The organism is Bradyrhizobium sp. SBR1B, from assembly GCF_014198205.1.
In the GTDB taxonomy this organism is placed as follows: domain Bacteria; phylum Pseudomonadota; class Alphaproteobacteria; order Rhizobiales; family Xanthobacteraceae; genus Bradyrhizobium.
This window is the reverse complement of the sequence record NZ_JACIHC010000001.1, coordinates 768,041-792,489: the sequence shown is the minus strand read 5'-3', so window position 1 is coordinate 792,489 and position 24,449 is coordinate 768,041. Positions and strand designations below refer to the sequence as shown.

Genomic DNA, 24,449 nt, shown 5'->3' with positions numbered 1-24,449 from the left:
GCTTGGGGCTTGGAGCCCTGTTCGCTTGTTCGGATGCCGCTATGGCATTACAGGAACGGCTAAATGGCGAGGCATTCCGTCTCCCGGGTCGAGGCTCCTTTCTGAGGAATGGGAACCAAAATGAACTATGCCGGAAATTCGGCGCCGGCTTCCCCGGCAGCATTTTTCGAGTGGTGCCTGCATTCGGTGGATCAGGACAAGATACCCTTTCGGGCCAATTATCCCCAATATTTCAGCAGTTCGGCGCCCTATCTCTGGCGGGCCTATGACCGGCGCCTGTCCGACGTGGTTGCACTCGTTCGTCCCGGCTTGCGCGTCCTTGAAATCGGCTGTGGCATCGGTTCGGACCTCCACTGGCTGGCGTTGCGCGGCGCGGATGTCACGGGGATCGATGTGAAGTCTGAATGGACGGACGCTGCGCGGGAACTGACGAAGCACGTCCGCGACAAGATCGGGCCGGTGACGGTCAGGATCGAACGTATCAACCTGCTCGATCTTCCTGACGCCCAATACGACCTCATCTACATGAAGGATACCTTCCATCATCTAGAGCCGCGCGATCAAATCGTTGCCAAGATCGTGTCGTTGCTGGCTCCCGGTGGCAGAATTGTAATCGTCGAACCCAACGCGTGGAATCCTGCGATTCAGTACAAGATGTTTCGTATCCGCGGCTTCAACACGATTATCGATAAGACCGATAAGGCGACAGGAGAGCGCTTCATTTATGGGAATGAGCGCCTCGTCACCGGAGCAGCTATTACGCGCGCCTTTGCGCGCTACGGCGTCAAGGGTGCTTCACACTTGTTTAGACTAGTGCCCACTGCGTTGGCATCGAATTCGTTCTTCGTCAACACAGCCAATCTGCTCGAAAAGCTTCGGATCGAAGCACTCCTAGTGCCAGCCTGCATCCACTGTGTCTATTCCGGAACCAAAAGGTGAATCCTGTGCCGCTTTCCTACCCTCTTCTGCCTCCCTTTGAGGCGAAGGACAATAAGCCACTGATTACTTTTCAGGGTTTCGGCTCATTTCCTGGTTTTTCAGCTTGGTTCAACCTCCCAATCGACATGAAGCCTGTTGTCGAATATTGAGGCTCGGCGTGGCTGCGGTATTGCCAATGACAATCTTTCGAAGTCTGGTGGTACAATATTACTATGATTGAGGCGTTGTCGATGCAAACCGGCTTGCTTGAACAAAAGCCAACCCCTTCGGACCTTCGAAAAGTGCTGATTTGGCATTGGGGACGACGTGGCGGCGGCGTAAGGTATACTTACGAGCTGGTGCGCGAGCTCAGGAAGAATCCGGAGCTCGAGCTGCATTTGTCGCTATCGCGGCAAGGGGAGATCGTTGCCGATTTCGACGCACTTGGATTGCCGGGTTATCACGTCGATACCTACACGAACGTCTCCTCAGCCATCCTTGCATTGCTGCGCGTGCCGATCGTTCGACGTCGATTTTGGCGCTATGTGCACGAACACGACATCTCCGTGGTTGTCTGCACCATGAGCCATCTGTGGAATGTTCCGATCCTGTGGCGCCGACCCCGGGAAGTCGCTTACGTGTTCGTCCTGCATGATCCAAAGCCGCACGCCGGGGACGATATCGCCATTCGCAAATGGATGCTCGACACCGAAATCGCCGCAAGCGACGGCATCGTTGCGCTGACCGAGTACACGCAGAAGTCGGTTACGACGAACAACAGTTTTCCTACCGAACGGGTGTGGATCGCCCCGCTCGGTGTCTTCCCCTATGCCGAAACCAGAAGCCCGGCCCCCACGCCAGCCGGACGCAAGATCCAATTGCTCTTTTTCGGACGGCTGTTGCCGTACAAGGGGTTAGATATCCTTCTTGACGCCTACAAAATCATTAAGCGCGAGGGCAAGGATGTCGGGCTTCGCATCATCGGTCCAGGAGATATCGAGCCGTATCGGACGCGGATCGCCGGGCTTGACGACGTCTTCGTTGATAACCGATGGATCCCCGAAGAGGATGTTGGCGCGGTCTTCGAGGGGATCGATATCGTCGTTGCGCCATATCGCGGCGCGAGCCAGTCCGCCGTCCTTGCGACGTCAGGCGCGGCGGGAATTCCTGCCGTCGTGACTCCCGTCGGAGGGCTTGCCGAGCAGGTCCTGCACGAGCAAACCGGTCTGGTCGCGGTAAATTCGACCCCGGCCGCACTTGCAGCCGCACTCAGCCGACTCGTCGATGACGAGGCCTTGCGGCTGCGTTGCGGGGCGGCGGCGAAAGCCCACGCCATGAACGAGTTATCGTGGTCCTCCATTGCTGCGAAGTTCGCGTCGATCCTCATGTCAATCACTCCACGCCAGAAATCCGAAACGCAATAATGTGTGGCATCATCGGAATTGCGGGCAGCAAGGCAGGCAGGATCGATCGCCAGATTCTGGCCCGGATGACCGATGCGCTTGCGCATCGCGGCCCGGATGGTGACGGCCACTGGATCAGCGAGGACGGCCGCGCGGGATTTGGCCATCGAAGGCTGTCGATCATCGATCTGTCGTCCGCCGGAGCGCAGCCGATGATTTCGGCGTCCGGCCGTTATGCGCTGACGTACAACGGCGAAATCTACAACTACCGCGACCTGCGCCGCGAGCTGGAGACCAAGGGCCATCAATTCAATGGTCACTCGGATACCGAGGTCGTCGTTGCGGGCTTTGAGCATTGGGGCATCAATGAGACGATCTCGCGGTGTGCCGGCATGTTTGCGCTCGCGATCTGGGACGAGCGCGAACGAACGCTTGTGCTCGTGCGCGATCGGCTCGGCATCAAGCCGCTGTACTATAGCGTTGTGAACGGAACGCTCATCTTCGCCTCAGAGTTGCGTCCAATCGTGGTGCAGCGCGGAGAGCTTCCTCCTGTTTCGCTGCCGGCTTTGTCCGAATACTTGCGCCTCGGCTACGTTCCTGCGCCCTTCAGCATTTTCGAGGGTGTGTATAAGTTGCCCGCCGCGACTACACTCAGGTTTCGCGACGGTCATGCGAGCGAGCCGATGGCCTACTGGTCGATTCCAGAGGTCGTCGCGCGTGGTATGTCGAGGCAGCGTCCGAACGAGGAGGAGGTGCTGGAAGAGCTGGACCAGCGCCTGCGCGGCATCGTGGCCGAGCACATGATCTCAGATGTACCATTGGGAGCGTTCCTGTCCGGCGGCATCGATTCTAGTTCGGTCACGGCCATCATGCAGGCCGTGGGTGGTGGGGCCACCAAGACTTTCTCGATCGGTTTTCACGATCCAGGTTACAACGAAGCCCGATATGCCGCCGACGTCGCAAAGCATCTTCAGACCGAGCACACCGAGCTCTACGTTTCCGATTCCGATGCGATGGCCGTCATTCCCTCGCTGCCTGACATCTATGACGAGCCCTTTGCGGATATCTCGCAGATACCGACCTTTCTTGTCTCGAAACTCGCGCGACACCAGGTGACGGTTGCGTTGTCCGGTGACGGTGGCGACGAACTGTTTGGAGGCTACAATCGTTATTTGTTTGTCTCCGACTATTGGAAACGTCTGACCAGAATTCCCCATGCGTTGCGTCGCGTGGCGGCGTCCGGTCTGACCTCGGCCTCGCCAGCGAGCTGGGATGCTGCTTTTCGCGCACTGAGCTACGTCCTTCCGCCGCACCTGCAGCCCGCCCTGCCAGGGCAGAAGATCCACAAGGTCGCGTCCGTGCTCGCATCCTCGAACTTGTACGAACTGCAAAGCAGGTTGGTGTCGCAATGGGCCAATCCCGAAACCGTATTGGTCTCGTCGGACGGTGTCGCTCTTGCAAGACCTGCGCCCCTGGTGCTGGCGCCCGACGTTCCTGCGACAGTGGAGCAAATGGCCTGGGACATGTCGACCTATCTCGTGGACGACATACTGACCAAGGTTGATCGGGCAAGTATGCGTGTCGGGCTCGAGGCGCGCGTGCCGCTCCTTGATCACCGTATGGTCGAATTCGCCTGGGAGATTCCCATCGCCCAGAAATTCAGGAACCGTTCGGGAAAATATATCCTTCGGCGTTTGCTGGAGCGTTACGTGCCGCGTGAGCTGTTCGAACGCCCGAAGATGGGCTTCGGCATTCCGATCGATGGCTGGTTGCGTGGCCCGCTGAAGGGCTGGGCCTCGGATTGGCTGTCCTCCAGCAATGACGAATTTTTTGATCGCAAAGCTATCAGCGACAACTGGCAGCAACATCAGATCGGTCGGGTGAACCGTGGTGGCCAGCTTTGGACCGTGCTGATGTTCGACCTGTGGCTTGAGCGGGCTAGGCAATGGGTCTGAGTTCCTGCGTGCCATGGTGGGCCAAGCTGGGCATTAAGCTTGGTCTCGCGCGTCTGCCTGTTCCTTACGCCCTCTGGAAACGCATCGGGTTGTTCCGCCATGGCGAGATGATGGTTCCGGAGCGTGCAATCTCCGCGTTTGAAAGCCATTTCCAGTCCGCCGTTCAGCATGGGCAACTCCCTGCGAAGTTTCGTTCCCTCGAGCTTGGACCGGGAGACTCGGTCCTGTCGGGCTTCGCCGCCCGCGCGTTCGGTGCCGAAAAGGCATGGCTTGCAGATGCAGGACGGTTCGCCGAAACCGACATCGCCGGGTGCCGTGCACTTCTGGAGCTGCTTGCCTCGCGCGGGCGGGAAGTTGCGCCACTAAAGTCGGCGACCCTGCCGGATGCGATGAAGGAGTACGACGTCGTCTATCTGACGGAAGGCACGAGCTCGCTCAAGACAATCCCTGACCAGTCGATCGATTTCTTCTGGTCCCAGGTCGTGCTCGAGCACATCTATCGCGACGAATTTCCGGCCCTGATGAAGGAGCTCCGCCGGATCGTGGCGCCCGGCGGGATCGGTGTTCATAGCATCGATTTCCGCGATCACCTTGGAGGCGGCTTGAACAATCTGCGCTTTGGAGATGACGTCTGGGAGACCCCGGCTTTCCGGACCTCGGGCTTTTACACAAATCGCATCCGTCCGCGGGAAATGATCGGCCTGATGAAGGCGGCCAGCTTCAGCGTCGATGTTATCTCGGAGCAGCGATGGCCGGAGCTGCCGCTGGCTCGTGATCGGATGGCACCGCAGTTTCGGCCGTTTGCCGATGAGGACTTCATAACCTGCGAAATCCGCGTGATCATGAGGCCGGTGTGAGGAAGGCCTCCGTTCTCGATCGGAAGCGGTTGCTGTTCGTGGTGACAGAGGATTGGTACTTTATCTCCCACCGCCTGCCGATCGCCAGGGCGGCGTTGGCCGCCGGCTACGAGGTATTGGTGGCAACGCGGCTTGGCGAGAAGGCCGATGCCATCGTGCGCGAAGGATTCGTGCCCATCGCCCTGAAGCGCATGCGGCGCTCCGGCCGAAATCCGTTCCGCGAAGTGGCGAGCATCGCTGAACTGGTGACGCTCTACCGAAGCTATCGTCCGAGCATCGTTCATCACGTGGCGATGAAGCCCGTCCTATACGGTTCGATCGCGGCACGGCTCGCGGGCGTGGCTGCAATTGTCAATAACGTCGCGGGATTGGGCTTCGTTTTCTCGTCCAAGGCGATCTATGCGCAGACCCTTCGCTGCCTAATCGCTCCGCTATTGAGGTATGCATTGAGGCAGCGGCGGGCGTTGACGATTGTTCAGAACCGGGATGACGCGCAAGTATTGACCGATGACATCGGCGTCGCACCGGAGAAGATTCGCCTCGTCAAGGGATCGGGTGTCGATCTTGCACAGTTCTCCCAAATACGCCGGGAGAGTTTCCCCCCCATAGTGCTCCTCGCGTCCCGGATGATCAAGGAGAAGGGGGTCGAGGATTTCGTGCGAGCCGCAGCTCAGCTGCGGAAAAAGAACGCGGCTGCGAGGTTCGTCCTTGCGGGCGCGCCCGACTCCGAAAACCCGCACTCCATTCCTGAAGCCGTTCTCAGGCAATACCACGACGATGGACTCGTCGAGTGGTGGGGACATCGCGACAACATCCCCGAGATCATCCGCGCGGCGGCGATCGTCTGTTTACCGACCACGTACGGGGAGGGGGTTCCCAAGACACTGATCGAAGCCGCCGCGGGCGAGTGCCCCATCGTGACTTATGATGTGCCGGGCTGCCGGGAGATCGTGACCGACGGTGTCAACGGTATGCTCGTCCCGGCCGGCGACGTCGGCCGGCTCGTCGAGGCCATCGCGCAATTGCTGGCAGACCCGGGGCAGCGTCGTCGTATGGGAGCGCAAGGTCGAAAGCTCGTCCAGGCGGAGTTCTCCAAGGAGATCGTCGTTGCGCAGACACTTGCGATCTATTCCGAGCTTTTGGCGCCATGAAGGTTCTGGTCGTCGGCGCTTCGGGGTTTGTCGGCGGGCATCTGGTCCGTCGTCTCGCTGCCGACGGAATTCCTCTACGCGCCGGTGTCCATCGCAATCGTGGAGATCTGCCGGCCGGAATCGACGCTGCCGAGAACGTCGATCTCGAAGGCCCTTCCGATTGGACATCTGCGGTTGCGGGATGTGATACCGTCGTGCATCTGGGGGCGCGTGTGCATGTGATGCGCGAAAGCAGTGCAAATGCACTGGATGCATATCGTCGCGTCAATGTGGACGGAACTTTGTGTCTCGCACGTCAGGCTGCCGATGCCGGCGTTCGCCGCTTCGTGTTTCTCAGCTCGGTCAAGGTGTGCGGCGAATCCACAGCTCCCGACGCGCCTTTCGTCGAAACAGCAACGCCGCACCCGCAGGACCCGTACGGACTGTCCAAGCTCGAAGCCGAATGTGGCTTGCTCGAACTCAGCCGCGCGAGCGGCATGCAGGTCGTCGTACTGCGTCCGCCCTTGATCTACGGGCCAGGTGTACGCGCGAATTTTCTATCGATGATGCGTTGGTTGCGACGCGGAGTTCCGCTGCCGCTTGGCCGCATCGAAAACCGCCGGAGCCTGATCGGCGTCGGCAATATGGTCGACCTGATCCGCGCCTGCTTGCGGCACCCTGCGGCGGCCGGTGAAGTCTTCATGGCTAGCGATGGTGAAGACCTGTCGACACCAGATCTTCTGGAAAGGATGGCGGTGGCTCTCGACACTAAGGCCCGCCTGCTTCCCGTTCCCGTTAGTCTGTTGGAGGGCGCGGCCGCATTGGCCGGCCAGCGAGCGCTGGCGCAGCGGCTCTGTCTCTCACTCTGTGTCGACAGTCAGAAAGCCCGCAAGATGCTCGGTTGGAGCCCGCCTTTCAGCGTCGACGAGGAATTGCAGCGCACCGCACGAGCGTTTCTAGTATCTCGCTAGACAGGCGGATCAGCACAAGAGAAGCGCCATGGTTACGCCTTCCGTGCGCGGCGGTATTCGAGTTCGCCGTCTGCCAGCAGCCTGACGACGTCCTTCATGAAGACCTTTGCCTCCCAGCCGAGTATCCGTTTCGCTTTGGCAGGGTCGGCCGAATTGCACTTCAGGTCGATCGGACGAAGCAGGCTTTCGTCGAAGTCGATGTGCTCTTGCCAATCGAGTCCGAAATAGCTGAATGCCTCGCGAACGAAGCTCTCGAGCGTATTAGTTTGTCCTGTTGCGATCACGAAGTCCTCGGGCGTTTCGGCCTGGAGCATCATCGCCATGGCTTCAACATATTCCGGCGCCCAGCCGAAGTCCCGGGAGACGTGCAGGTTCCCAATGCGCAGGCTGTCAGTCTTCTTCTCGGCAATATCGGCGGCGCCCGACACGATCTTTCGTGTGACAAAGCGCTGCGGACGCAACGGCGAGTCGTGATTGAACAAAAGTCCCGAGCACGCAAAGAGCCCGTGTGCGTCTCTGTAATTCGCTACGGTCCAAAATGCCGCGGCCTTTCCGACGCCATATGGGCTTCGTGGACCGAACGGGGTGGATTCGTCGGCAGGCAAATCGGTATTGCCGAAGCACTCGCTCGAACACGCATTGTAGACGCGAGAGCTCAGTTTTAATCGATGGACGGAATCGACAATGTTGTGAGCGCTGAAAATGGTGGATTCTAGAGTCTGGATCGGTTGGTCAAATGACAGGCCGACGGAAGATTGACTTGCCAGATTGTAGATCTCGTCTGGAGTCGTGTCGGAAATGACGCGCAAGACGCTGCCGAAATCGGCAGGATCCACGGAATGGAGCGTCACCCGATCGCGGATACCCAGCCGCTGCAGGTTCGCGAAGATGCCGAGCTCCTTGTCGCGGGACGTTCCATGGATCGCATAGCCGCGCTCGAGCAGATGCGCGGCCAATAGCGAGCCGTCCTGTCCGGAGATTCCGAAAATAAGTGCTTTTTTGGACATGGCGAACTGACTTCCGAGCGGGGTTTGCGACACCATAGCTAGCTTTAAATGCAGGTCGCCTCAAGCGCTAGTAGCTTGGGCGAGGCCCGTCGCCGAAAGATAAGGGATTGCAACAGAGGTGCTTCCTAGCTAACGAGACGTTGCAGCGTAGTTCTGGCGAGGAGCTGACCGGTTTGCGAACTATCCGAAACATTGGCGTTATAGGCCTTGGTTACGTCGGCCTTCCAGTGGCGGTGGCGTTTGGTCGGGCCGGATATCGAGTCATCGGCTTCGACATCAGCGCGGAGCGGATCGCCGAGCTCCGCCGAGGTCAAGACCGTACGCGCGAAATCGAGATGGCCGATCTCCAGGTGGCACGGATCGAATACACGAACCAGCCGTCAGGTTTGGCCGCGGCCGACTTCTTCATCGTAACGGTTCCAACTCCGATTGACGGCGCAAACAAGCCCGATCTCCGCGCGCTGTTGAGCGCATCCAAGTCCGTCGGCGGCGCCTTGAAGAAGGGAGACATCGTCGTCTACGAGTCGACCGTCTATCCCGGTGCGACGGAAGAGGAGTGCGTGCCAGTTCTCGAGCGAGCCTCCGGACTCAAGGCTGGCGTTGATTTCCACGTCGGATATTCTCCTGAGCGGATCAATCCCGGAGACAAGGAACATCGGTTCGAGACCATCCAAAAGGTGGTGTCCGCGCAGGACGCCGATTCGCTCAGGATCGTTGCTGATGTCTATGGCGCTGTCGTCAGGGCCGGCATCTATCAGGCGCCTTCGATCAAGGTCGCTGAAGCGGCCAAGGTGATCGAGAACACGCAACGAGATCTCAATATCGCCTTCATGAATGAGCTCTCGCAGATATTTCACACGCTCGATCTCGATACCGGTGATGTGCTGGCGGCTGCCCGCACCAAATGGAATTTTCTCCCGTTTCAGCCCGGGCTGGTCGGCGGACACTGCATTGGGGTCGATCCCTATTATCTGACCCATCGCGCCGAGAGGGCGAAGTACCATCCTCAAGTCATCCTTGCGGGCCGGCGCATCAATGACGACATGGGTGCATGGATTGCGCGAGAGTGCATTCGGCGTCTCCTGAAGAGGGGATTGCGCGACGGGGTTGTCACGGTACTGGGCGTGACGTTCAAGGAGAACGTGCCGGACCTCCGCAATTCCAAGGTCGTCGATATTGTTCGGGAACTGGAATCTTTCGGCATCAAGGTTCAGGTTAGCGATCCTTGGGCGAATCGCGCCGAGGCCCTTCACGAGTATGGAATTGAGCTCTCCGATCACAAACAGCAGCAACCGGCCGACGCGGTCGTACTCGCCGTCGCGCACGACACTTTCGTCCATCTGGGCTGGCCATTCTTGCAGTCGCTCCTGAAAGAGGGGCACGGTCTAGTCTTGGACGTCAAGTCCCGGCTGGACCGGGCGAGCAAGCCGGCCGAGATAGAACTCTGGCGACTCTAGCTCTTAAGCAGGTAACGGGCGCAATGACTGATCAAAAAATACTGGTGACCGGCGCCGCCGGATTCATAGGTTTTCACGTCGCGCATCGGCTTGCGTCGGCTGGTCGGGAAGTCATTGGTCTCGATATCATCAATGACTATTATGATCCCACGCTGAAGGAAGCGCGCCTTTGTTTGCTGCAGGAATTTCCATCCTTCCGTTTTGTTAGAATGGATCTTGCCAATCGCGATGCAATCATTTCACTTTTTTCCGAATTCCATTTTTCCCATGTCGTGCATTTGGCGGCTCAAGCCGGCGTGCGATATTCTCTCGAGAACCCGCGTGCTTATGTCGACGCGAACGTTCTAGGCTTCATGAACGTGCTTGAGGGCTGTCGGCATACGCAGTGTCGGCACCTTCTTTATGCTTCGTCATCCTCAGTGTATGGCTCGAACGAGAAGCTGCCATTCTCTGTCCACGACAACGTGGATCATCCAATAAGCCTCTACGCGGCTTCCAAGAAGGCGAACGAGTTGATGGCGCATGCGTACAGCCATCTCTTCTCCGTGCCGACCACGGGTCTGCGGTTTTTCACGGTGTATGGACCGTGGGGCCGGCCCGACATGGCGATGTTCATATTTGCAAAAGCGATCGTGGAAGGAAGGCCCATAAAGCTTTTCAATCACGGGCAGATGTCGCGCGACTTCACCTATGTCGACGATGTCGTGGAGGCCATCGTGCGGCTGATTGATCGGCCGCCCGCTCCCGGGCAGCAGGCTCCGACTGATGCTCCGGATCCCTCACGTAGCGCTGCGCCTTGGAAGATCTACAACATCGGGAACAACAGACCAGAGCAGCTCATGCATGTCGTTTCCCTGCTTGAGAAGGAGCTGGGCCGTGTTGCAGCGAAGGAAATGCTTCCGATGCAGCCCGGCGACGTTCCGGCCACATACGCCGATGTCGATGATCTGATGCGCGATGTCGGTTTCCGGCCGTCGACCAGCGCCGAGGAGGGGATCCACAAGTTTGTCAAATGGTATCGAGGATATTACAAAGTCTAGTTGAAGCGGTAGCCGCGGTGATCTCCCTTCTGACTACCAATCACGTCCTAAGGAGGGCTTTCCCGGCAAAATGAGTTGGATCTGCCGCATGATAGGCAAAATGTTGAGCTCATCACACGGACAGAACGCAAGAGGTTTCGTAGTCTCACTAAAGCCGAGGAGCATCCTTGCGGTGAGGAGTCAAGACGTCATCGGAAATCGTTGGCGCACAGGAGAATAGCCAAAATTGGCTCCCTTCAACACAACACTTGGCTGTACTACAGTCCTGAGCCCAAGCTTGACCGTCCGGTCCCCTGCAAAGGTAGCCTTCTTGCGTAGCGAGGTAAGCCAACGATGGAATGGTTGATTGCACTCGTTGCCACCTTCCTATTCGTCGGTGGACAGGATCGAGGCGCGTTCTGGATCATGGCACTCGCTGTAGTTGTGGGGATCGGCAGTATCGTGTTGCGTCTTCGCAGTGGCTATTCCGAGTCTGGATCGTGGCTTCCGCCCAAGCTGGTCATCTTGGCAGTCTTAATGAGCGCAGCGCTGTGGCTCGGTGCCCGATCTGCAATGATCTGAGCCGCTCCTCCCAGGCTGTATCCTTTCTACCGTCCTGATCAAGTAGATCGTTGCGGAAGCTGCGGAAGCGAACTTGCGCAGCCGCAGTTGCCGGCGAGAGGCGTTCGAAGCGACTGCAGGTCCAGCGGTACTAATTTTATTGCTAGCGCCGTCAATATTGTGTGGCAAGGATACGTCGATCCCAGTATCCATTTCCAATTGAGCTTGGCTTGCTCAAAAGAACCAGTCCTTGCCGCCACCTACTGCTTACGAGCGCGAGGGCAAATTGTTTGTATTTCAAGAGGGCACCGCTATATGAACAGGCGTATTGCTTTGATCACCGGCGTAACTGGCCAGGATGGGGCCTATCTAGCCGAGCATCTGCTGTCGCTCGGTTATGTCGTGCACGGCATCAAACGGCGTTCGTCCTCATTCAATACTGCGCGCGTAGATCACCTCTATCAGGACCCGCATGCCGGCAATGTGCCGTTCCTGATGCACTATGGCGACATGACGGATTCAACCAATCTGATCCGCCTGGTGCAGCAGATCCAGCCGACCGAGATCTACAATCTCGCCGCCCAAAGCCACGTTGCCGTCAGCTTCGAGACTCCTGAATATACTGCTAACGCGGATGCGGTTGGCGTGCTGCGGCTTCTGGAGGCGATCCGCATTCTCGGTATGGAGAAAGAGACGCGGTTCTACCAGGCCTCGACCTCCGAACTCTACGGCCTCGTGCAGGAAATCCCGCAGAAGGAGACCACGCCGTTTTATCCGCGCTCGCCTTACGGTGTTGCAAAACTCTATGGCTACTGGATCACGGTGAACTACCGCGAAGCTTACGGCATGTTCGCATCCAATGGCATCCTGTTCAACCATGAGAGCCCGATCCGCGGCGAGACCTTTGTAACGCGCAAGATCACCCGTGGCGTCGCCCGCATAGAGGTCGGGCTGGAGGATATACTCTACCTTGGTAATCTGGAGGCCAAGCGCGACTGGGGGCATGCGCGGGACTACGTCGAGGGCATGCATATGATCCTCCAAGCCGACAAGCCGGACGACTTTGTGCTCGCCACCGGCGAAATGCGCTCAGTGCGGGAGATGGTCGAACTCGCCTTCGCACATGTCGGCCGCCGCATCGAATGGCGCGGCAAGGGCGTTGATGAGATTGGAGTCGATGCCAAGAGCGGCAAAAGTATGGTTAAGATCGATCGCACCTATTTCCGACCCACTGAGGTCGATCTGCTCGTCGGCGACGCCAGCAAGGCGCGGCAGGTGCTCGGCTGGAAGCCGAAGCGGACCTTTGCCCAGCTCGTCGAGGAAATGGTAGCGAGCGATCTAGCGGAAGCAAAGCGGGACGCCGGAAGTGGCAAGCATACCGTTTGAGCTCAAGGTAAGAGGGTTTATGTTGCCGGCCATCGGGCATGGTCGGTGGTGCACTCGTGCGCCGGCTCGCCCGAGAGGACATCAGACTCGTGACGGTCGCTTGGCGCGAGGTCGATCTCTGCAACCAGGCCGCCGTGTTCGACTGGTTCGCACAGATGCATCCGCAGGTCGTATTCCTCGCCGCCGCCAAAGCCGGAGGAATTTTCGCCAACGATATGTTGCGCGCTGAGTTCATCTACGACAACACCGTAATCGCGGCGAACGTTCTCCATGCTGCGCATCAAAGCGGCGACGATTGTGGCCCTTTGAGAAAAGGAGGCCGAAAACATGCTCATGCCATTCCTGGCTCCAACATCGATGATGACTGGCGATGCATCGATATGAGCAAATATGAGCTCTCCGACTGTCGCGCCTTCGTGAGCCACAGGCAGAACAGAGAAAAAGCAAGTGCTAGCATCAGGGCGATCGTTCCCTCAGCGCCCTAGTAGGCGATAAGACGCCCCATAGAGTAGGGGAGCTAATTTGTACGCTCCAAGACTCCAGAGAAGGCGGACGGCTGCGGGTTGGTGCAAGCCGAAGGATTTGCCCCACGTAGCCTTCATTGCTATGCGATTGCGCTCATCGAGGACAAGAACACCGATCGAAGATGCTTCGAGTGGACGAACTGCTCCGACCCGCCTCGCATGATCGACATCTCGGCGGCGGAGTTCAACCCAATTGGGACCAGGGTTTGGGATAGCGTTCTCGTAAAAAATGCTCCCATCGCCAATGCTGGTAAAATAATCGTACTCCATACTGCCCTGGTGCAGATTATGGCTGGCAACAACGGAAACATGATCAGTCAGCGCGGCGGCCATCATGGAGATGGCAGGGGCGCCTTTTGGGCCGTCTGTGAGGAAGGCCGTTCGCTCTCGGGAATCTAGAGCGTAGCGCCCGAATTCCGCGTACGCGTTACCGCGGACTAAACGGAGAGATTTATAATTCACAAGGCGAAGACGGCATGCAACTGCGCGGTCTTGATCGCTCTCCAGGTCTATGGAGATTATCTTGGCTCCGGTGCGATCACCCCAGTCGCCAAGGATGGCGGTCGAGTAACCATCCTGTCTGCCGCTTTCGATGACTTTTTTTATCTTTTGGGAGTCGCAAACGGCTAGAAAGAACGCCATTTCGCTAGGGAAAATCGAGCCTTCAACCCATCTTTCAACGTGGCCGCCATCGAGTATGAGCTTCGCAGCAGATTCTGCCGCCTCAGAAAGGGTAAGATTATGGGTCATCAATGCGGGAACTTGTCGGCGGTGAGCCAAAGACAGAATAGCGCGAAAAGGACCGCGGCAAGGAAAGCCATGGTTCCGACCTCATCGGAGTGGTAGAATTTTCGCTCGTCTGGTTTCATGTAGAGCACTCTGCCAGAGCAGGCCAACTACGTAAAGCAGTCCAGCCAGCGAAATTGCGCTGCGGAAATGAGGCAACGAGCCGCCTTGGGGCGGCTTTTCTATGGAGAAATGAAAATGTCCTGGCGCCTCGTCGAGGGCTCGTGGCGCGCTACTTGTGAGTATCAATCACGCGGGTGAGTGCTGGATGTGTCCGGTTCTTCACCTTGATCCAATCCTTCGACCGGCCGGCGCATACCGCCGTTCGCGTCGTTTCGAGACGAGGCCTTCAAGCCCCATCTCGCAGGCCATGCGAAATAAATCTGTCCGATCTTGCCAATCTCAAACGGGGCGACGAACATGCCGTCAGAACGTCCTCTCAATAGGCGTGCTGCGTTGGCCTTGCGATCGTCAGGGGAAGCGGCGCAGGTCCTCGCCGTCGAGTGCGAGGATATGGAAGGCGTAGAGCTGCACCTCGTCGTCGTGCTGGCTGGAGTGCAGCGCGTTAAAATCTGATGCGCCATCGACCCCGAGCACTACAGCCTCGCCGTCGATGATGAATTGCTGCTCGCGGTTCTTGAGTGTGGCCTCGTGGCCATTCTTGGTGATCAGCCGCACGGCCTCGCCCTTGCGCCCGACGTGCAGGTGATAGCCGTCGCACCTGATTTCGTGGAGCCAGTCGTGGCCGATGGGAACGGCTTTGGCGGCCTTTGGCAGGCAGAACTCGAACGCGTGGGCAGATCGGGAGATAGTGCGGTACCGGCGCGGCGGAGTTCGTTGGTGCTGGGTCGGCTCTTCCGGGATCTCCTGGCCGTGCAGATGGTCGAGGGCCTCGCCGAGCTCGCGCATCTCCGGGCCTGCATTTTCCGAATCGGCTTCCCCTGCTCGCCCTGCCCAGTGCGTATGTTGAGGAAGTTGGATTGAGCCAGTTTCTATCGATGCTGCTGATTGTCCGCCGCAGTGGTGTTGACGGTCTGTTTCGGTGTGGCTGCATGGCGCCTCTCCGACGAGAGAGACGATGACATTACGGGCCGAATCCCGCATCAGTCCTACGGCTGGAAGTCGAAGCCAAGCAGCTGATCCTTGCTCCTCAGCACTGAAGCTGGTTATTTGGCCGTCCCAGTATAGTATCCTTCTTTATTGCCGTTCTTTGAGAATCTGGGACAGACGCAAAAGCTACCCGGCGAGCTGCGGGTAGGGCACATGACCCTTGGCGCTCCCGGCGGCAGTTCGGCCGCGCTCACGAGGCACTCTGAGTTGGGTCTCGGATCGTGCGGCGCGCTCTTGGCGAACGCGCCGGGTTCAGCGCTGGCTAGGAAAATTAGCAGCATCTGAAAGAAGCGCACGCGGATCTCTCCTCTGTTCCAGCCCTTAAACTGGCGATCCGCCGAACGCTAGGGGTGGGTCCCGAGGGGTATCGAAACCGCCCACATTACTGCACCGGGGATTGATCAAGTTGCACCGAAGATAAATCCGCGTTAACCTTGTCGAGGGCCGCAACGGTGATTGCCATTGGTCCCGGTTTCGATCTAATTGGCCCCAGCTCCTCAAGCTCTACTGAGGCCATAAATGGAGACACCGGTGAAACTTCTTGCAATTGGCTGGATCGCGTTCGCGATGTGCTGTGGGTTGGTGCTGAAACTCAATATCGACCAGGTCAAAGAGTACGAAAACGCGATGCCGAAGGATAGAAACTAGCGCTCGGACCTGCCTGTTTTCTTTTTGTCTAGGACACTCGATGTCGAACGCCTAGTCAATCGATTGATCGTTCAATATCTCATCGAGCGCATGGCGCGACGGGTGGCGGCTTTACGTTCGGCATGAGCCGTGCGAAGTATTCCTCAATACTTCTGGAGAGAAATGCTTTGCAACGCTTCGGGGACGCTGGAGATCAACGCTATCCTTGGCTGGATGCAGTACGAGGCCTCGCGGCGTTCATCGTGGTTCTGAGCCACACCGCAGCATTCGTAATGTTTGACAACAAGGATCTTTGGGCGACCGCCCAACTCCCGCCATTCGGCCTCCTATTTTCCGGCCATCAGGCCGTGATCGTGTTCTTTGTTTTGAGCGGCTTTGCGCTGTATCTCATGTGCGAGAGAGCTTCGCTTACAGCCGGAACTTTCCTGAAGGCCAGATTCGTCCGAATTTACCTTCCATACCTTGCCGCCCTCATCATCGCAGCCGCCACGCTCAAGATCCCGTTCTGGTCTGGCGTCGAATGGCCGCGACTGGAAACGGGCTTGGTACCGCGTGGCAGCTTTTCTCTGAGTGCATTCGTAAACCACGTTTTTCTGATCGGCCATTTCAGTCCAAAGCTCATAAATCCGCCCATTTGGTCCCTCGTCTATGAAATGCGCCTGTCGATAATATTTCCATTCATATTCTGGATCGTCGCGCGAACCTCCGCTGCGATCCTCGTTGGCCCGATACTGTTTTCTTGCGCTTTATCGGCGGCCCTTTACTTCCCAGCCCTCAACAAAACGATCGTCGATGACGGCAAACTGCTGGATTCTCTACGCACCATCCACTTTGCCGGGATGTTCTTCATTGGGGCTTACGTCGCAAAGTATCGAACACAGATCGTACGTTGGGCAATTCACAGATCGAGAGGCGTGCTCTGGGCTTTTGGGGCGACGGCGGTTGGCGTTTATTTCTATTCTTTTGGCTACTCCTGGCCCCAATGGCCTCGATACATCGGCGAGTTGTTTACTGCCGCTGCTGCTGCCGGATTCATCTCGCTAGCCGTTGCCTCGCCAATTGCAGTCCCAGCACCACTGCGAAGACTAGGCCGCATATCTTTCAGCTTGTTCTTGATCCACTATCCCGTGATGCACATTGTCGAGATCTACGGACACGGGCGGTTGAATGGCTGGACACTCTGGATCGTCGCGGTCTCTGGCTCCTTGATTTCAGCCGATCTATTTTTCCGATTTGTTGAGCGTCCGTCTCATTCAATGTCCAAGCGTATCCAGAAGGAAAACCAGTCTCTAAAAGCCGCATCGCTAGTAGAGGACTTTCCTGGCGCCGCAGCTTCGTGACCGTGCGACCGTGGGAGCTAAGCCCGAACGCGCATGCCTTAAGCACAAAGAGCTGCCACCCTCCTACTCCTCTCCGCCTGCTGGTCTCGGCTCAGCGGCGGGCATTTGTCGGTATTCCACAGATGCTCAAGCCGGGGTTGAATGGTGTAGTCGTTCAGCAGCGTCGTTTGGCCGCTCATTTGTCGTTCAGGATTCATTCGTCATAATGGCCCTTGGTCAAAAGAGGAGACGGGACAGTGAGGTTTTTATTGGCGACGTTGATTACAGCATCGGCGATTACGATGTCGATTATGCCAGCAGCCGCCCAAATGGGGTACCCCTACGGCTACGACCGATACGGTCGGAGTTTGGATCCAGATTGTTATCGGGGACCAAATCAGGTGTACGTTTGCGGCCCTCCGGGCGCCACCCTTCGGCGCGATCACTATGAGCGCCGCTATTATCGGAGAGCGCCGGGCTACGATCTCGACCAATATGGACGAAGCACTGATCCCAATTGCTATCGCGGCCCGTACGGTGCCTACGTCTGCTAACGTTCAAGGTTTAGAGCGACCAGCAACGTGTAGCCCCCTGATTAAGAGTCTGTTAACCATCAGCAGTTGATCGTTTCTGCATTGATTCTGTTCGGCAGCGTCCATTGCCAAGGTTATGGGAGACCACTATGGGGTTGCTTGCGTATGGCGTCACCACCATCGCTGCGGTTGCATTGACGGTTACGGCATTTACCTTGAACGAGGAGCGTCATGGATTGCCCACCTGCGATTCCGCTCTCGTGAAGAAAATTATCAACGAAAACGTCAACCAGGAAACGCAGAATTTAGTCGTCAGCGGATTGATTGACGTTACCAGTGAGCAGCGCGATGGCGCTTTGGATTGCGCGGCTGCGCTAGACACTGACCGCGGACCGATCCCCATCAAATACTCGCTAAAACTTGTTGGCCCTGGGAATCTGCAGGTGTCGATGGCGGCTTCATTGCCTAAGTGAGTTTGGTTAACCCTGATGGCCCCAGCTCCGTGCCCCCACGGTATTCCCGGCGAGCTGGGGCGATTTTGACGCAGAGGACGTCAGCTCATTTCTATTGCTCAAGACTTGGGGTCTCCTCTGGCAAGGGCCCGTAATGAAAGAGGCCAACCAGCCGATGAAATGGCGACGCTAGAACTAGCGAACCCTGAAAGACGCTGACCGCCGTGATCCGGTCGTCATTCCCGCGGGAGGACGATCGAAGCTTTCGTTGCGCTTCCTCGCGTCCGGCCTGGACATTGTTAGCAAGACGCTGAGCCAGCAGGAAATCGCTACCATCCAGACCACCCTGATCGAGCAGATCACGGGCCGGATCCATCTCACCACCCTGCTTGCCCATACCTCCGGAGAATGGATCTCCCCGGACCTGAGCGAGGGCAGCCGCGATGGTCCCGATCCTCTCACTGGACTGGTGCATCGAAGCCCACCGTCAACTGGGCCTCGAAGCTCACCGCGCCGGATTTGGAGCGCTTGCCTTTGATGCCGTGGCCCGTTGCGTCAGCTTCTTCAGATGCACCTTGGCGGTTTCATGCTTGCCATGCGCCTCTCGGGTTCGAAGGTATATCGCAGCATGCGCGGCCCATTGAATGGACATCGACATGTCGATGTCTTTAACCGCTTCCAAACGCGGGCGCGGTGTCCCGATACTGAAGAGTGCAGCGGCTCGCCGACCCTGGACGCAGCGCTAGAATTTTTTCTCGGCTGGTAGCAATAGATGCCGGTAGAGCGGATCGGCGGACTTTGATCTCGACCCACTTTCCGCCGTCGGCGATGATGCACCCACATTTTGTGTTGCAGCTGCTCCATGTGCTTCTCGGCAGCGGCTTCCTCGGTAGAGGCCCAGGGCAGCATGAATTTGGCCTCGAAGATTGCACCGGTCTGTTCGACCTCCTACGCAAGGCCAAGCGGCTTACTTGCCGCACTGTCTGAAGCCCCGCGTCCGCGAGGCGAGATACCGGCGCTATGATGGTCGCTGGCGCCCGGTCGAATCGGTAACGCTCCAATCGCCGTTGGATGCCAGTCCTTTCTGCAGCAATATCATTGCTCGTTTTAGCCGCGGAATAGCTCTTGTTCTCGCGCGCTGAAGGCAGGGACGACCGGAGGCCGACCAGCATAATGCGACAAAACGAAGCCAATTTACGCCTTAAAGGCAAATAGATGGACGCAAAAGGCACCGCGCAGACAAGGATCCTGTCTACGCGCGACATGTTGAAATAAAGCAGTCATTGTCGGAAGATCGGTAGTATCCCTTCCAGCGTGGGCAAGAGAGCTTTATGCGTCCGGCAGTCTTCTTTGATCGTGACGGCGTCCTCAACGAGGACGATGGCTACGCTTTTGATCCGAACAAGATCCGGTGGGTTGAGGGAGCCCAACAGGCCGTCAAAGCGGTCAATGACGCCGGGTATTTTGCATTTGTGGTGACGAACCAATCAGGAATTGCGAGGGGGTTTTACGAGGAACGTCATGTTCGCAATTTGCACGAATGGATGTCGCGTGAGCTTGGAAGCTTTGGCGCGCATATCGATGCGTTCGAGTTTTGCCCACATCACCCAGATGGCCTGATTGAGCGTTACCGTGTCCTCTGCAATTGTCGTAAGCCGCAGCCGGGGATGATCAGAGCCCTGCTTGAGCGGTACCCGGTTGATATCGATGCTAGTTTCATGATCGGCGACAAGCAGAGTGATCTTGATGCGGCGCAAGCGGCCGGCATCGCGGCCTACCTATTTGATGGGGCAAACCTCCATTCGTTCATCGCCCAGCTGTTAACAGACCGGCCCCTGGATCCCCTGCCTCAAATACATTCGCGTAGCGGAGCTGCGAGGAATGAGGATTGATGCCGTCGATTTCGCGACCTGACGAATCATATCGCTAGCTAGTGAAATCCGAGGGGAAGTTGGGGTCAAAGCGATGATCGAAGCCAATCGCGCAAACGCAGCGAAGCGTACCGGTCCGCGAACAAGCGCTGCTGGGAAAGCAATATCGGGCCGCAACACTCGTCGGCATGGATTATCTCATTAGGCCGAAGCGGATCTTTATGGTTCGATCGGTTCGATGCAGTTCTTGCCGAGAATCTGGCGCGGATATGGAAGCCGCACTTCAAGATCTGACTCAACCCAGGAGTCGGCTGGATCGCCTGCGAGCTCCTCAGGCTAGGTCTGATCCCAGTCGTGGTTGAGGGCGCTGAACAAAGGAATGAGATTGCTGTCGAACTTGGAGCGGTATGACAAGGCTGCGGCTTTCGCTCAGATGCTTATAGCGGCACAACGTATGAGGATCACAAGCGGGTTGGGACCGTAGAGGCGGGACTCAAAGCGCGTGCGCAAGCCGGGGAACTTCGTCCGATTGGACAGCTCGCAATCCGCTGCTAGTATTTTCATAGCCTTGGAGGGTGCATGAACTACATTTTCCCACTGCTGGCCGTCGCCATCACCATGAGCCTTTTTGTGCTCTACGCGATGGTGCGGCAGAACTTTGGTCGATCCGGTCCCACCGAATGAGATTCCTTATTGGCCTGACTCCAGCCTGAGATAAGGCGTCTCAGCGACTTACACCAGCCATTCGGTAGGCTTCGGCCCAAGATCCAGCGGTTCGCCAAAAAGGACACATCGAAAAAACCGAAATTTCGCTTGCTCCGTCGGGCAAAACAGTGGTTCATGAGATGCTGGTCCAGCCGCTAATGGAGCCCAGCCAATGGCCGACGAATGCAAGGCTTTGTCCGATCTGCCGGAAGTAGCTAAGCTTAACGGAGAATTCCGAAGGAACTACGGGAAGCTTCTTGGAGCTTTCTTATATCTGCGTTCTATCAGTGCCGCCCGCGGACGGTCCTGGTTTTGGACCGCTTTGCTTTCAGCCGTTTGCTCCGCCGCGCTGGCGTGGCTGGGGAAGCGGGGGGTCTCGCTATGAGCCGCAGGTGATCGGCTGGAACACAATTGGCCGTCGGCGGTGCATGATTTACGCCCGCGCTCTCTCAATCAAAGGGCGACGCACCTCATGACCAGGCGAGCGATTTCTCCAAGCGCTGCGGCGAGATCGCTGCAAGGTGCAGACATGCTGACGAGGGGCCCGTTAAACCACCCCGCCGAAGTCGATGCCTTCCTTGGCGAGCTTCTCGGCTTCCTCTGCGGAAGCAGTGGGCTTCGTGTCAAGGTAGGGATGTTCAGAAGCCGGCAGGATGGTGCGGATGTTTTGGCCATCCGCCCGCGTGATGCGGGCAACCCAGCCCCGCGGACCGTGCTCAACTCGCTCGATGTGGTACTGCTTGTACGTAATCATGACTCTCAAACGCAACTGACGCTGAAGGCCTTATCTATATGAGCCGGCGCCGCTGCACAACAGGTGTTAAAGCCAAGTTAATATCCCGCCAGTCCGGACCGGCGCCTCATCGTTCTTAAGGTTCATGGAAAAACCCGCCGACTTGGGAGCCGGCGGGAGTTAACTGAGAATGCGACCGCGTTAGTGGTCGCCTGCTGTCCATAGCACGGCGGCTTGCCAGTGTTAAACGGGGGGCTTGCCCGTTTTTTGCTCATCCATGCACGGTCTGCGGCCGGCGACGACGGCGTTGTGGTTTACAGCAGCCGAAGCTGAGATTGCTGACCCGGCAGCAGCCCGGTCGGTACCACCCGCCCTTTCGAGCCTGACGCGATCCGCGCTCTGCAACTTGCCGACGGAGGTCGGGCCGGCTCGGTGGCGCCCCAATACTTGCTTGGCCGGTCGTCGAAGCAGCACCTCGAGAGGAGGCTAGTCGCGACCTGGGCCTAGGGCGGCGAAATCACGAGCGGCAAGCTCCAATTCGAGCTCGGTGATCCGCTCGAAGATGCGAGCAGCGATCCTCTCCGACTCCTGGACAGTCAGCGACCGGATACCCAAAGAGGTGAGTTCGTCCCTTAGGATTTTCGCGACAATTGACCTAACACTCATACTTGGCACTCATAGAGGCATATCCTAAATGCGAGCATCAAAGCTGACCCTGAGCGTCGGCACAAGTTCTCAAATGCGGTCTGCCTGACGTCGACGTCGTCGGTGGATGTTGCTGGCTTTGAGTTGCGGCGCTTTCGGCCGCCCGCTCCTCGGCTTCTGGGCGTGGGACGTAAAATCCGGTTTTGTTAGTCGTCGGGCGATGGCTTGGACGAGGCCATTGATCGTCTTGAAGCGCGCAATTCCCCGCCGCGCTCGCGCTGATTAGGAAAAGCGGATCGTGCGTCTTACTTTGCCGTTGGTCGGCAACAATACGTAATCGAGTACGGTTTTGTTGTGCTCGGCTAGCCGGATAGCGGCAATCCAGCCGTCAGGGAGGCACGCCTCGCGCTGGATGCTCCAGTGGGGGCATGGCTTGGCTTTCGACCAGGGGTCCAGCGGGCCGCCCTAACGGAGAGACAGGCCATCCCGTTCACCCGCAGGCAATCGCTCCAGCCGCCCGAACTGATGCGCCCGCCTGCCGCCTTAATCGCGGCGGCGGTCTGTTCGACAAGCTTTGACCTCAACTCGGACCAGACAGGACGAGCGTCGAGAAATTCGTAACTCCGCTTCGGTGTGTAACCGAGCAATCGATAGAGATTTTCGAAAATTGCCGAAATGCGTTTGACACGTCACAGGAGCTGGGAAGTCCCGCCGTCCGATCCATGTTGGCGTCAAACCCCTTTTTGAGGAGAGTCTTCCGCAGCCGAACGAGCATCTCTGCCTCGGAAAGATCGGGGCGCCGGTCCTCGATAATCCTCCCGACGCTGAAAACGACCTCGCGATCGATGATGGGTTCGATGCAGCTCTTGCTTTCGACTCATTGCTCAGGAGGGTTTTTCACGGTGTTCTGCCGTAGCTTCCGGACTTCCGGCTGAAGATCAGGTTTCCGATATAGCTCTCTGAGCACAATACCAACCGCAGCGCGGTCCATGGCGCTCTTCTGTGCTCGAGACGAGTCCTTCTGGTTGAGCTCCCAGGCAATCACAGTTTCGGACCAAGAAGTTTTCGAATATCAGGTTTGGAATTCCCTGTTATTTTCCACCCATGCTCGCCAGAGACGCGCAGTCAGGATATTCCGTGGTTTTTGCGCGGATCCACGCCTGAATAGAGCTCAGCTTGCGAAATATTCGCTGCTAAGGAACGAAATTCAGCGTTATCGTTCGTCCGCGATCACCTTGCCGTCGTTCGGTAGCGCGCCAGGACTGACGAACTCGACGCTTCCGCCAAGTTTCGTCACGGCGCGCAAGCTTGTCGCGATCTCCTCGCGCAACGCCTCGCTCGCCGCCGCCGTTTCCGCTTTCAGCGTCATTGTGTCGGTCTCGCCCTGCCGTGTGACGACGAGGCGTAGTCTTCCGAGCGCAGAATGACGCTTGCCGATCTCGGCGATCTGTTCGGGACGGATGAACATGCCCTTGACCTTGGTGGTCTGGTCGGCGCGGCCCATCCAGCCCTTGATGCGCATGTTGGTGCGGCCGCACTTGCTTGGCCCCGGCAGCGCTGCGGTGAGGTCGCCGAGGGCGAGCCGGATCCAGGGATGGTGTTGATCGAGCGACGTCACCACGATCTCGCCGACGTCGCCCGGCGCAACGGGATCGCCGGTGCCGGGCTTGACGATCTCCATGATCAGATCCTCGTTCACGACCATGCCCTCGCGCGCCTCGGTCTCGAACGCGATCAGGCCGAGGTCGGCGGTGCCGAAGGCTTGGTAGGCATCGATGCCGCGCGCCTTGATCTCAGCCTGCAGCGAGGGCGGGAACGCCGCGCCAGAAACCAGTGCGCGCTTGATCGAGGAGACGTCCCGTCCCGAACTCGCTGCGGCATCGAGCAACATCTTCAGGAAGTCCGGCGTGCCGCTGTAGCCGACCGGGCGGTAGGCCTCGATCAGCTCGAATTGCTGTTCGGTGTTGCCGGGCCCTGCCGGGATTACGGCGCAGCCGAGCGCACGCGCCGAGGCATCGAAGATGAAGCCACCGGGGGTGAGATGGTAGCTGAAGGTGTTGAGGACGATGTCATCGGGTCGGAACCCGGCCGCGAACAACGCCCTTGCGCCGCGCCAGGGATCGGCCTGCCGCCCCTCCGGTTCGAAAATAGGGCCTGGGGAGGTGAAAAGGCGGGCGAATGACCCCGGCGCCGCTGCCACGAAGCCTCCGAAGGGCGCAGAGGCCTTGTGCAGGGCGGGCAGTTCCGACTTGTGCAGTACCGGCAGGCCCGCCAGTGCCTCCCGGGAGGTCACTGCGGCGGGATCGAGGCCTCTCAGCCGCTCGGCATAGGCCGGAGCGGCCATCGCGGCTCGCAGCACCTCTGGCAGGCGGGAGAACAGATCGGCCTCGCGGGCGGCTTGTTCGCGCGTCTCGCGGGCATCGTAGTGGGCGGTCATGGCTGTTCTTTCCGTGTTGGCA

General features: G+C 58.2%; 18 protein-coding genes and 2 pseudogenes. 14 read left to right on the top strand and 6 right to left on the bottom strand.

Annotated elements, in window-relative coordinates:
• The first annotated feature begins 120 nt into the window (after nt 1–120).
• From GGD61_RS03900 to GGD61_RS03875, 6 genes are all read left to right on the top strand, one after another.
• Nucleotides 121–939, top strand: a complete 819-nt coding sequence (locus tag GGD61_RS03900; RefSeq protein WP_177237342.1) for a bifunctional 2-polyprenyl-6-hydroxyphenol methylase/3-demethylubiquinol 3-O-methyltransferase UbiG — start codon at nt 121–123, stop codon at nt 937–939.
• Between the two features lie 212 nt (nt 940–1,151).
• On the top strand, nt 1,152–2,342 hold the full coding sequence (locus tag GGD61_RS03895; protein WP_092261004.1) for a glycosyltransferase family 4 protein: 1,191 nt from the start codon (nt 1,152–1,154) through the stop codon (nt 2,340–2,342).
• Nucleotides 2,342–4,276 carry an asparagine synthase (glutamine-hydrolyzing) gene (gene asnB, locus GGD61_RS03890; protein WP_183230228.1) on the top strand — a complete coding sequence of 645 codons (1,935 nt, stop codon included), beginning with the start codon at nt 2,342–2,344 and terminating at the stop codon, nt 4,274–4,276. Before GGD61_RS03895 ends, asnB begins: the two co-directional genes overlap by 1 nt.
• Nucleotides 4,267–5,133, top strand: a complete 867-nt coding sequence (locus GGD61_RS03885; protein WP_092261008.1) for a methyltransferase domain-containing protein — start codon at nt 4,267–4,269, stop codon at nt 5,131–5,133. Before asnB ends, GGD61_RS03885 begins: the two co-directional genes overlap by 10 nt.
• The gene (locus GGD61_RS03880) at nt 5,130–6,284 is read left to right on the top strand and encodes a glycosyltransferase family 4 protein (protein WP_092261010.1); all 1,155 of its coding nucleotides are present in this window, start codon (nt 5,130–5,132) and stop codon (nt 6,282–6,284) included. Before GGD61_RS03885 ends, GGD61_RS03880 begins: the two co-directional genes overlap by 4 nt.
• On the top strand, nt 6,281–7,234 hold the full coding sequence (locus tag GGD61_RS03875; RefSeq protein WP_183230227.1) for an SDR family oxidoreductase: 954 nt from the start codon (nt 6,281–6,283) through the stop codon (nt 7,232–7,234). The genes GGD61_RS03880 and GGD61_RS03875 overlap by 4 nt, the downstream gene beginning before the upstream one ends.
• A 32-nt stretch (nt 7,235–7,266) precedes the next feature.
• Here the strand turns inward: GGD61_RS03875 and GGD61_RS03870 are convergent, their stop codons facing one another.
• On the bottom strand, nt 7,267–8,241 hold the full coding sequence (locus GGD61_RS03870; RefSeq protein ID WP_092261209.1) for a GDP-mannose 4,6-dehydratase: 975 nt from the start codon (nt 8,239–8,241) through the stop codon (nt 7,267–7,269).
• Nucleotides 8,242–8,423: 182 nt separating this feature from the next.
• On the opposite strand from GGD61_RS03870, the gene GGD61_RS03865 reads away from it, so the two are divergent.
• The 5 genes and pseudogenes from GGD61_RS03865 to GGD61_RS03845 all read left to right on the top strand — a co-directional run.
• Nucleotides 8,424–9,698, top strand: a complete 1,275-nt coding sequence (locus tag GGD61_RS03865) for a nucleotide sugar dehydrogenase (RefSeq protein WP_409362449.1) — start codon at nt 8,424–8,426, stop codon at nt 9,696–9,698.
• Nucleotides 9,699–9,721: 23 nt separating this feature from the next.
• A complete protein-coding gene (locus tag GGD61_RS03860; protein WP_092261014.1) occupies nt 9,722–10,738 on the top strand; it encodes an NAD-dependent epimerase in 1,017 nt (338 codons plus the stop codon).
• Between the two features lie 333 nt (nt 10,739–11,071).
• Complete coding sequence (locus tag GGD61_RS03855; RefSeq protein ID WP_092261027.1) at nt 11,072–11,299, top strand: hypothetical protein; 228 nt, start codon at nt 11,072–11,074, stop codon at nt 11,297–11,299.
• A gap of 294 nt (nt 11,300–11,593) precedes the next feature.
• Nucleotides 11,594–12,664, top strand: a complete 1,071-nt coding sequence (gmd, locus tag GGD61_RS03850) for a GDP-mannose 4,6-dehydratase (protein ID WP_092261029.1) — start codon at nt 11,594–11,596, stop codon at nt 12,662–12,664.
• Nucleotides 12,645–12,954 (top strand): annotated as a pseudogene (locus GGD61_RS03845) (NAD-dependent epimerase/dehydratase family protein); the annotation flags it as partial. The gene gmd and the pseudogene GGD61_RS03845, both read left to right, overlap by 20 nt.
• Before the next feature lie 183 nt (nt 12,955–13,137).
• On the opposite strand, the gene GGD61_RS03840 reads toward GGD61_RS03845, so the two are convergent.
• Entirely contained in the window at nt 13,138–13,938 is an 801-nt protein-coding gene (locus GGD61_RS03840; protein ID WP_092261031.1) for a hypothetical protein, read from the bottom strand.
• A 507-nt stretch (nt 13,939–14,445) separates the two neighbouring features.
• Nucleotides 14,446–14,883 carry a hypothetical protein gene (locus GGD61_RS40330; protein WP_244550757.1) on the bottom strand — a complete coding sequence of 146 codons (438 nt, stop codon included), beginning with the start codon at nt 14,881–14,883 and terminating at the stop codon, nt 14,446–14,448.
• A gap of 971 nt (nt 14,884–15,854) precedes the next feature.
• Between GGD61_RS40330 and GGD61_RS03830 the strand changes: the two genes are divergently transcribed.
• The gene (locus GGD61_RS03830; protein ID WP_092261033.1) at nt 15,855–17,072 is read left to right on the top strand and encodes an acyltransferase; all 1,218 of its coding nucleotides are present in this window, start codon (nt 15,855–15,857) and stop codon (nt 17,070–17,072) included.
• A 661-nt stretch (nt 17,073–17,733) separates the two neighbouring features.
• A complete protein-coding gene (locus GGD61_RS03825) occupies nt 17,734–18,057 on the top strand; it encodes a hypothetical protein (protein ID WP_092261035.1) in 324 nt (107 codons plus the stop codon).
• 437 nt (nt 18,058–18,494) lie between these two features.
• On the opposite strand, the pseudogene GGD61_RS40325 reads toward GGD61_RS03825, so the two are convergent.
• Nucleotides 18,495–18,981: pseudogene (locus GGD61_RS40325) on the bottom strand (endonuclease); the annotation flags it as partial.
• A gap of 386 nt (nt 18,982–19,367) precedes the next feature.
• Between GGD61_RS40325 and GGD61_RS03820 the strand changes: the two are divergent.
• On the top strand, nt 19,368–19,928 hold the full coding sequence (locus GGD61_RS03820; protein WP_092261037.1) for an HAD-IIIA family hydrolase: 561 nt from the start codon (nt 19,368–19,370) through the stop codon (nt 19,926–19,928).
• Nucleotides 19,929–21,159: 1,231 nt separating this feature from the next.
• On the opposite strand, the gene GGD61_RS03815 is transcribed toward GGD61_RS03820, so the two are convergent.
• Nucleotides 21,160–21,366, bottom strand: coding sequence for a hypothetical protein (locus tag GGD61_RS03815; RefSeq protein WP_092261039.1), 207 nt, complete (start codon nt 21,364–21,366; stop codon nt 21,160–21,162).
• 1,837 nt (nt 21,367–23,203) lie between these two features.
• Nucleotides 23,204–24,427 carry a phenylacetate--CoA ligase family protein gene (locus GGD61_RS03810; protein ID WP_143109101.1) on the bottom strand — a complete coding sequence of 408 codons (1,224 nt, stop codon included), beginning with the start codon at nt 24,425–24,427 and terminating at the stop codon, nt 23,204–23,206.
• Nucleotides 24,428–24,449: the final 22 nt, after the last annotated feature.

Coding starts and splice junctions, on each gene's coding strand:
- GGD61_RS03815 (WP_092261039.1), bottom strand. CDS start 21,366: ATGATTACGTACAAGCAGTACCACATCGAGCGAGTTGAGCACGGTCCG.
- GGD61_RS03820 (WP_092261037.1), top strand. CDS start 19,368: ATGCGTCCGGCAGTCTTCTTTGATCGTGACGGCGTCCTCAACGAGGAC.
- GGD61_RS03860 (WP_092261014.1), top strand. CDS start 9,722: ATGACTGATCAAAAAATACTGGTGACCGGCGCCGCCGGATTCATAGGT.
- GGD61_RS03840 (WP_092261031.1), bottom strand. CDS start 13,938: ATGACCCATAATCTTACCCTTTCTGAGGCGGCAGAATCTGCTGCGAAG.
- GGD61_RS03855 (WP_092261027.1), top strand. CDS start 11,072: ATGGAATGGTTGATTGCACTCGTTGCCACCTTCCTATTCGTCGGTGGA.
- GGD61_RS03825 (WP_092261035.1), top strand. CDS start 17,734: ATGGGGTTGCTTGCGTATGGCGTCACCACCATCGCTGCGGTTGCATTG.
- GGD61_RS40330 (WP_244550757.1), bottom strand. CDS start 14,883: ATGCGCGAGCTCGGCGAGGCCCTCGACCATCTGCACGGCCAGGAGATC.
- GGD61_RS03885 (WP_092261008.1), top strand. CDS start 4,267: ATGGGTCTGAGTTCCTGCGTGCCATGGTGGGCCAAGCTGGGCATTAAG.
- GGD61_RS03895 (WP_092261004.1), top strand. CDS start 1,152: ATGATTGAGGCGTTGTCGATGCAAACCGGCTTGCTTGAACAAAAGCCA.
- GGD61_RS03900 (WP_177237342.1), top strand. CDS start 121: ATGAACTATGCCGGAAATTCGGCGCCGGCTTCCCCGGCAGCATTTTTC.
- GGD61_RS03810 (WP_143109101.1), bottom strand. CDS start 24,427: ATGACCGCCCACTACGATGCCCGCGAGACGCGCGAACAAGCCGCCCGC.
- gmd (WP_092261029.1), top strand. CDS start 11,594: ATGAACAGGCGTATTGCTTTGATCACCGGCGTAACTGGCCAGGATGGG.
- asnB (WP_183230228.1), top strand. CDS start 2,342: ATGTGTGGCATCATCGGAATTGCGGGCAGCAAGGCAGGCAGGATCGAT.
- GGD61_RS03830 (WP_092261033.1), top strand. CDS start 15,855: ATGAGCCGTGCGAAGTATTCCTCAATACTTCTGGAGAGAAATGCTTTG.
- GGD61_RS03870 (WP_092261209.1), bottom strand. CDS start 8,241: ATGTCCAAAAAAGCACTTATTTTCGGAATCTCCGGACAGGACGGCTCG.
- GGD61_RS03875 (WP_183230227.1), top strand. CDS start 6,281: ATGAAGGTTCTGGTCGTCGGCGCTTCGGGGTTTGTCGGCGGGCATCTG.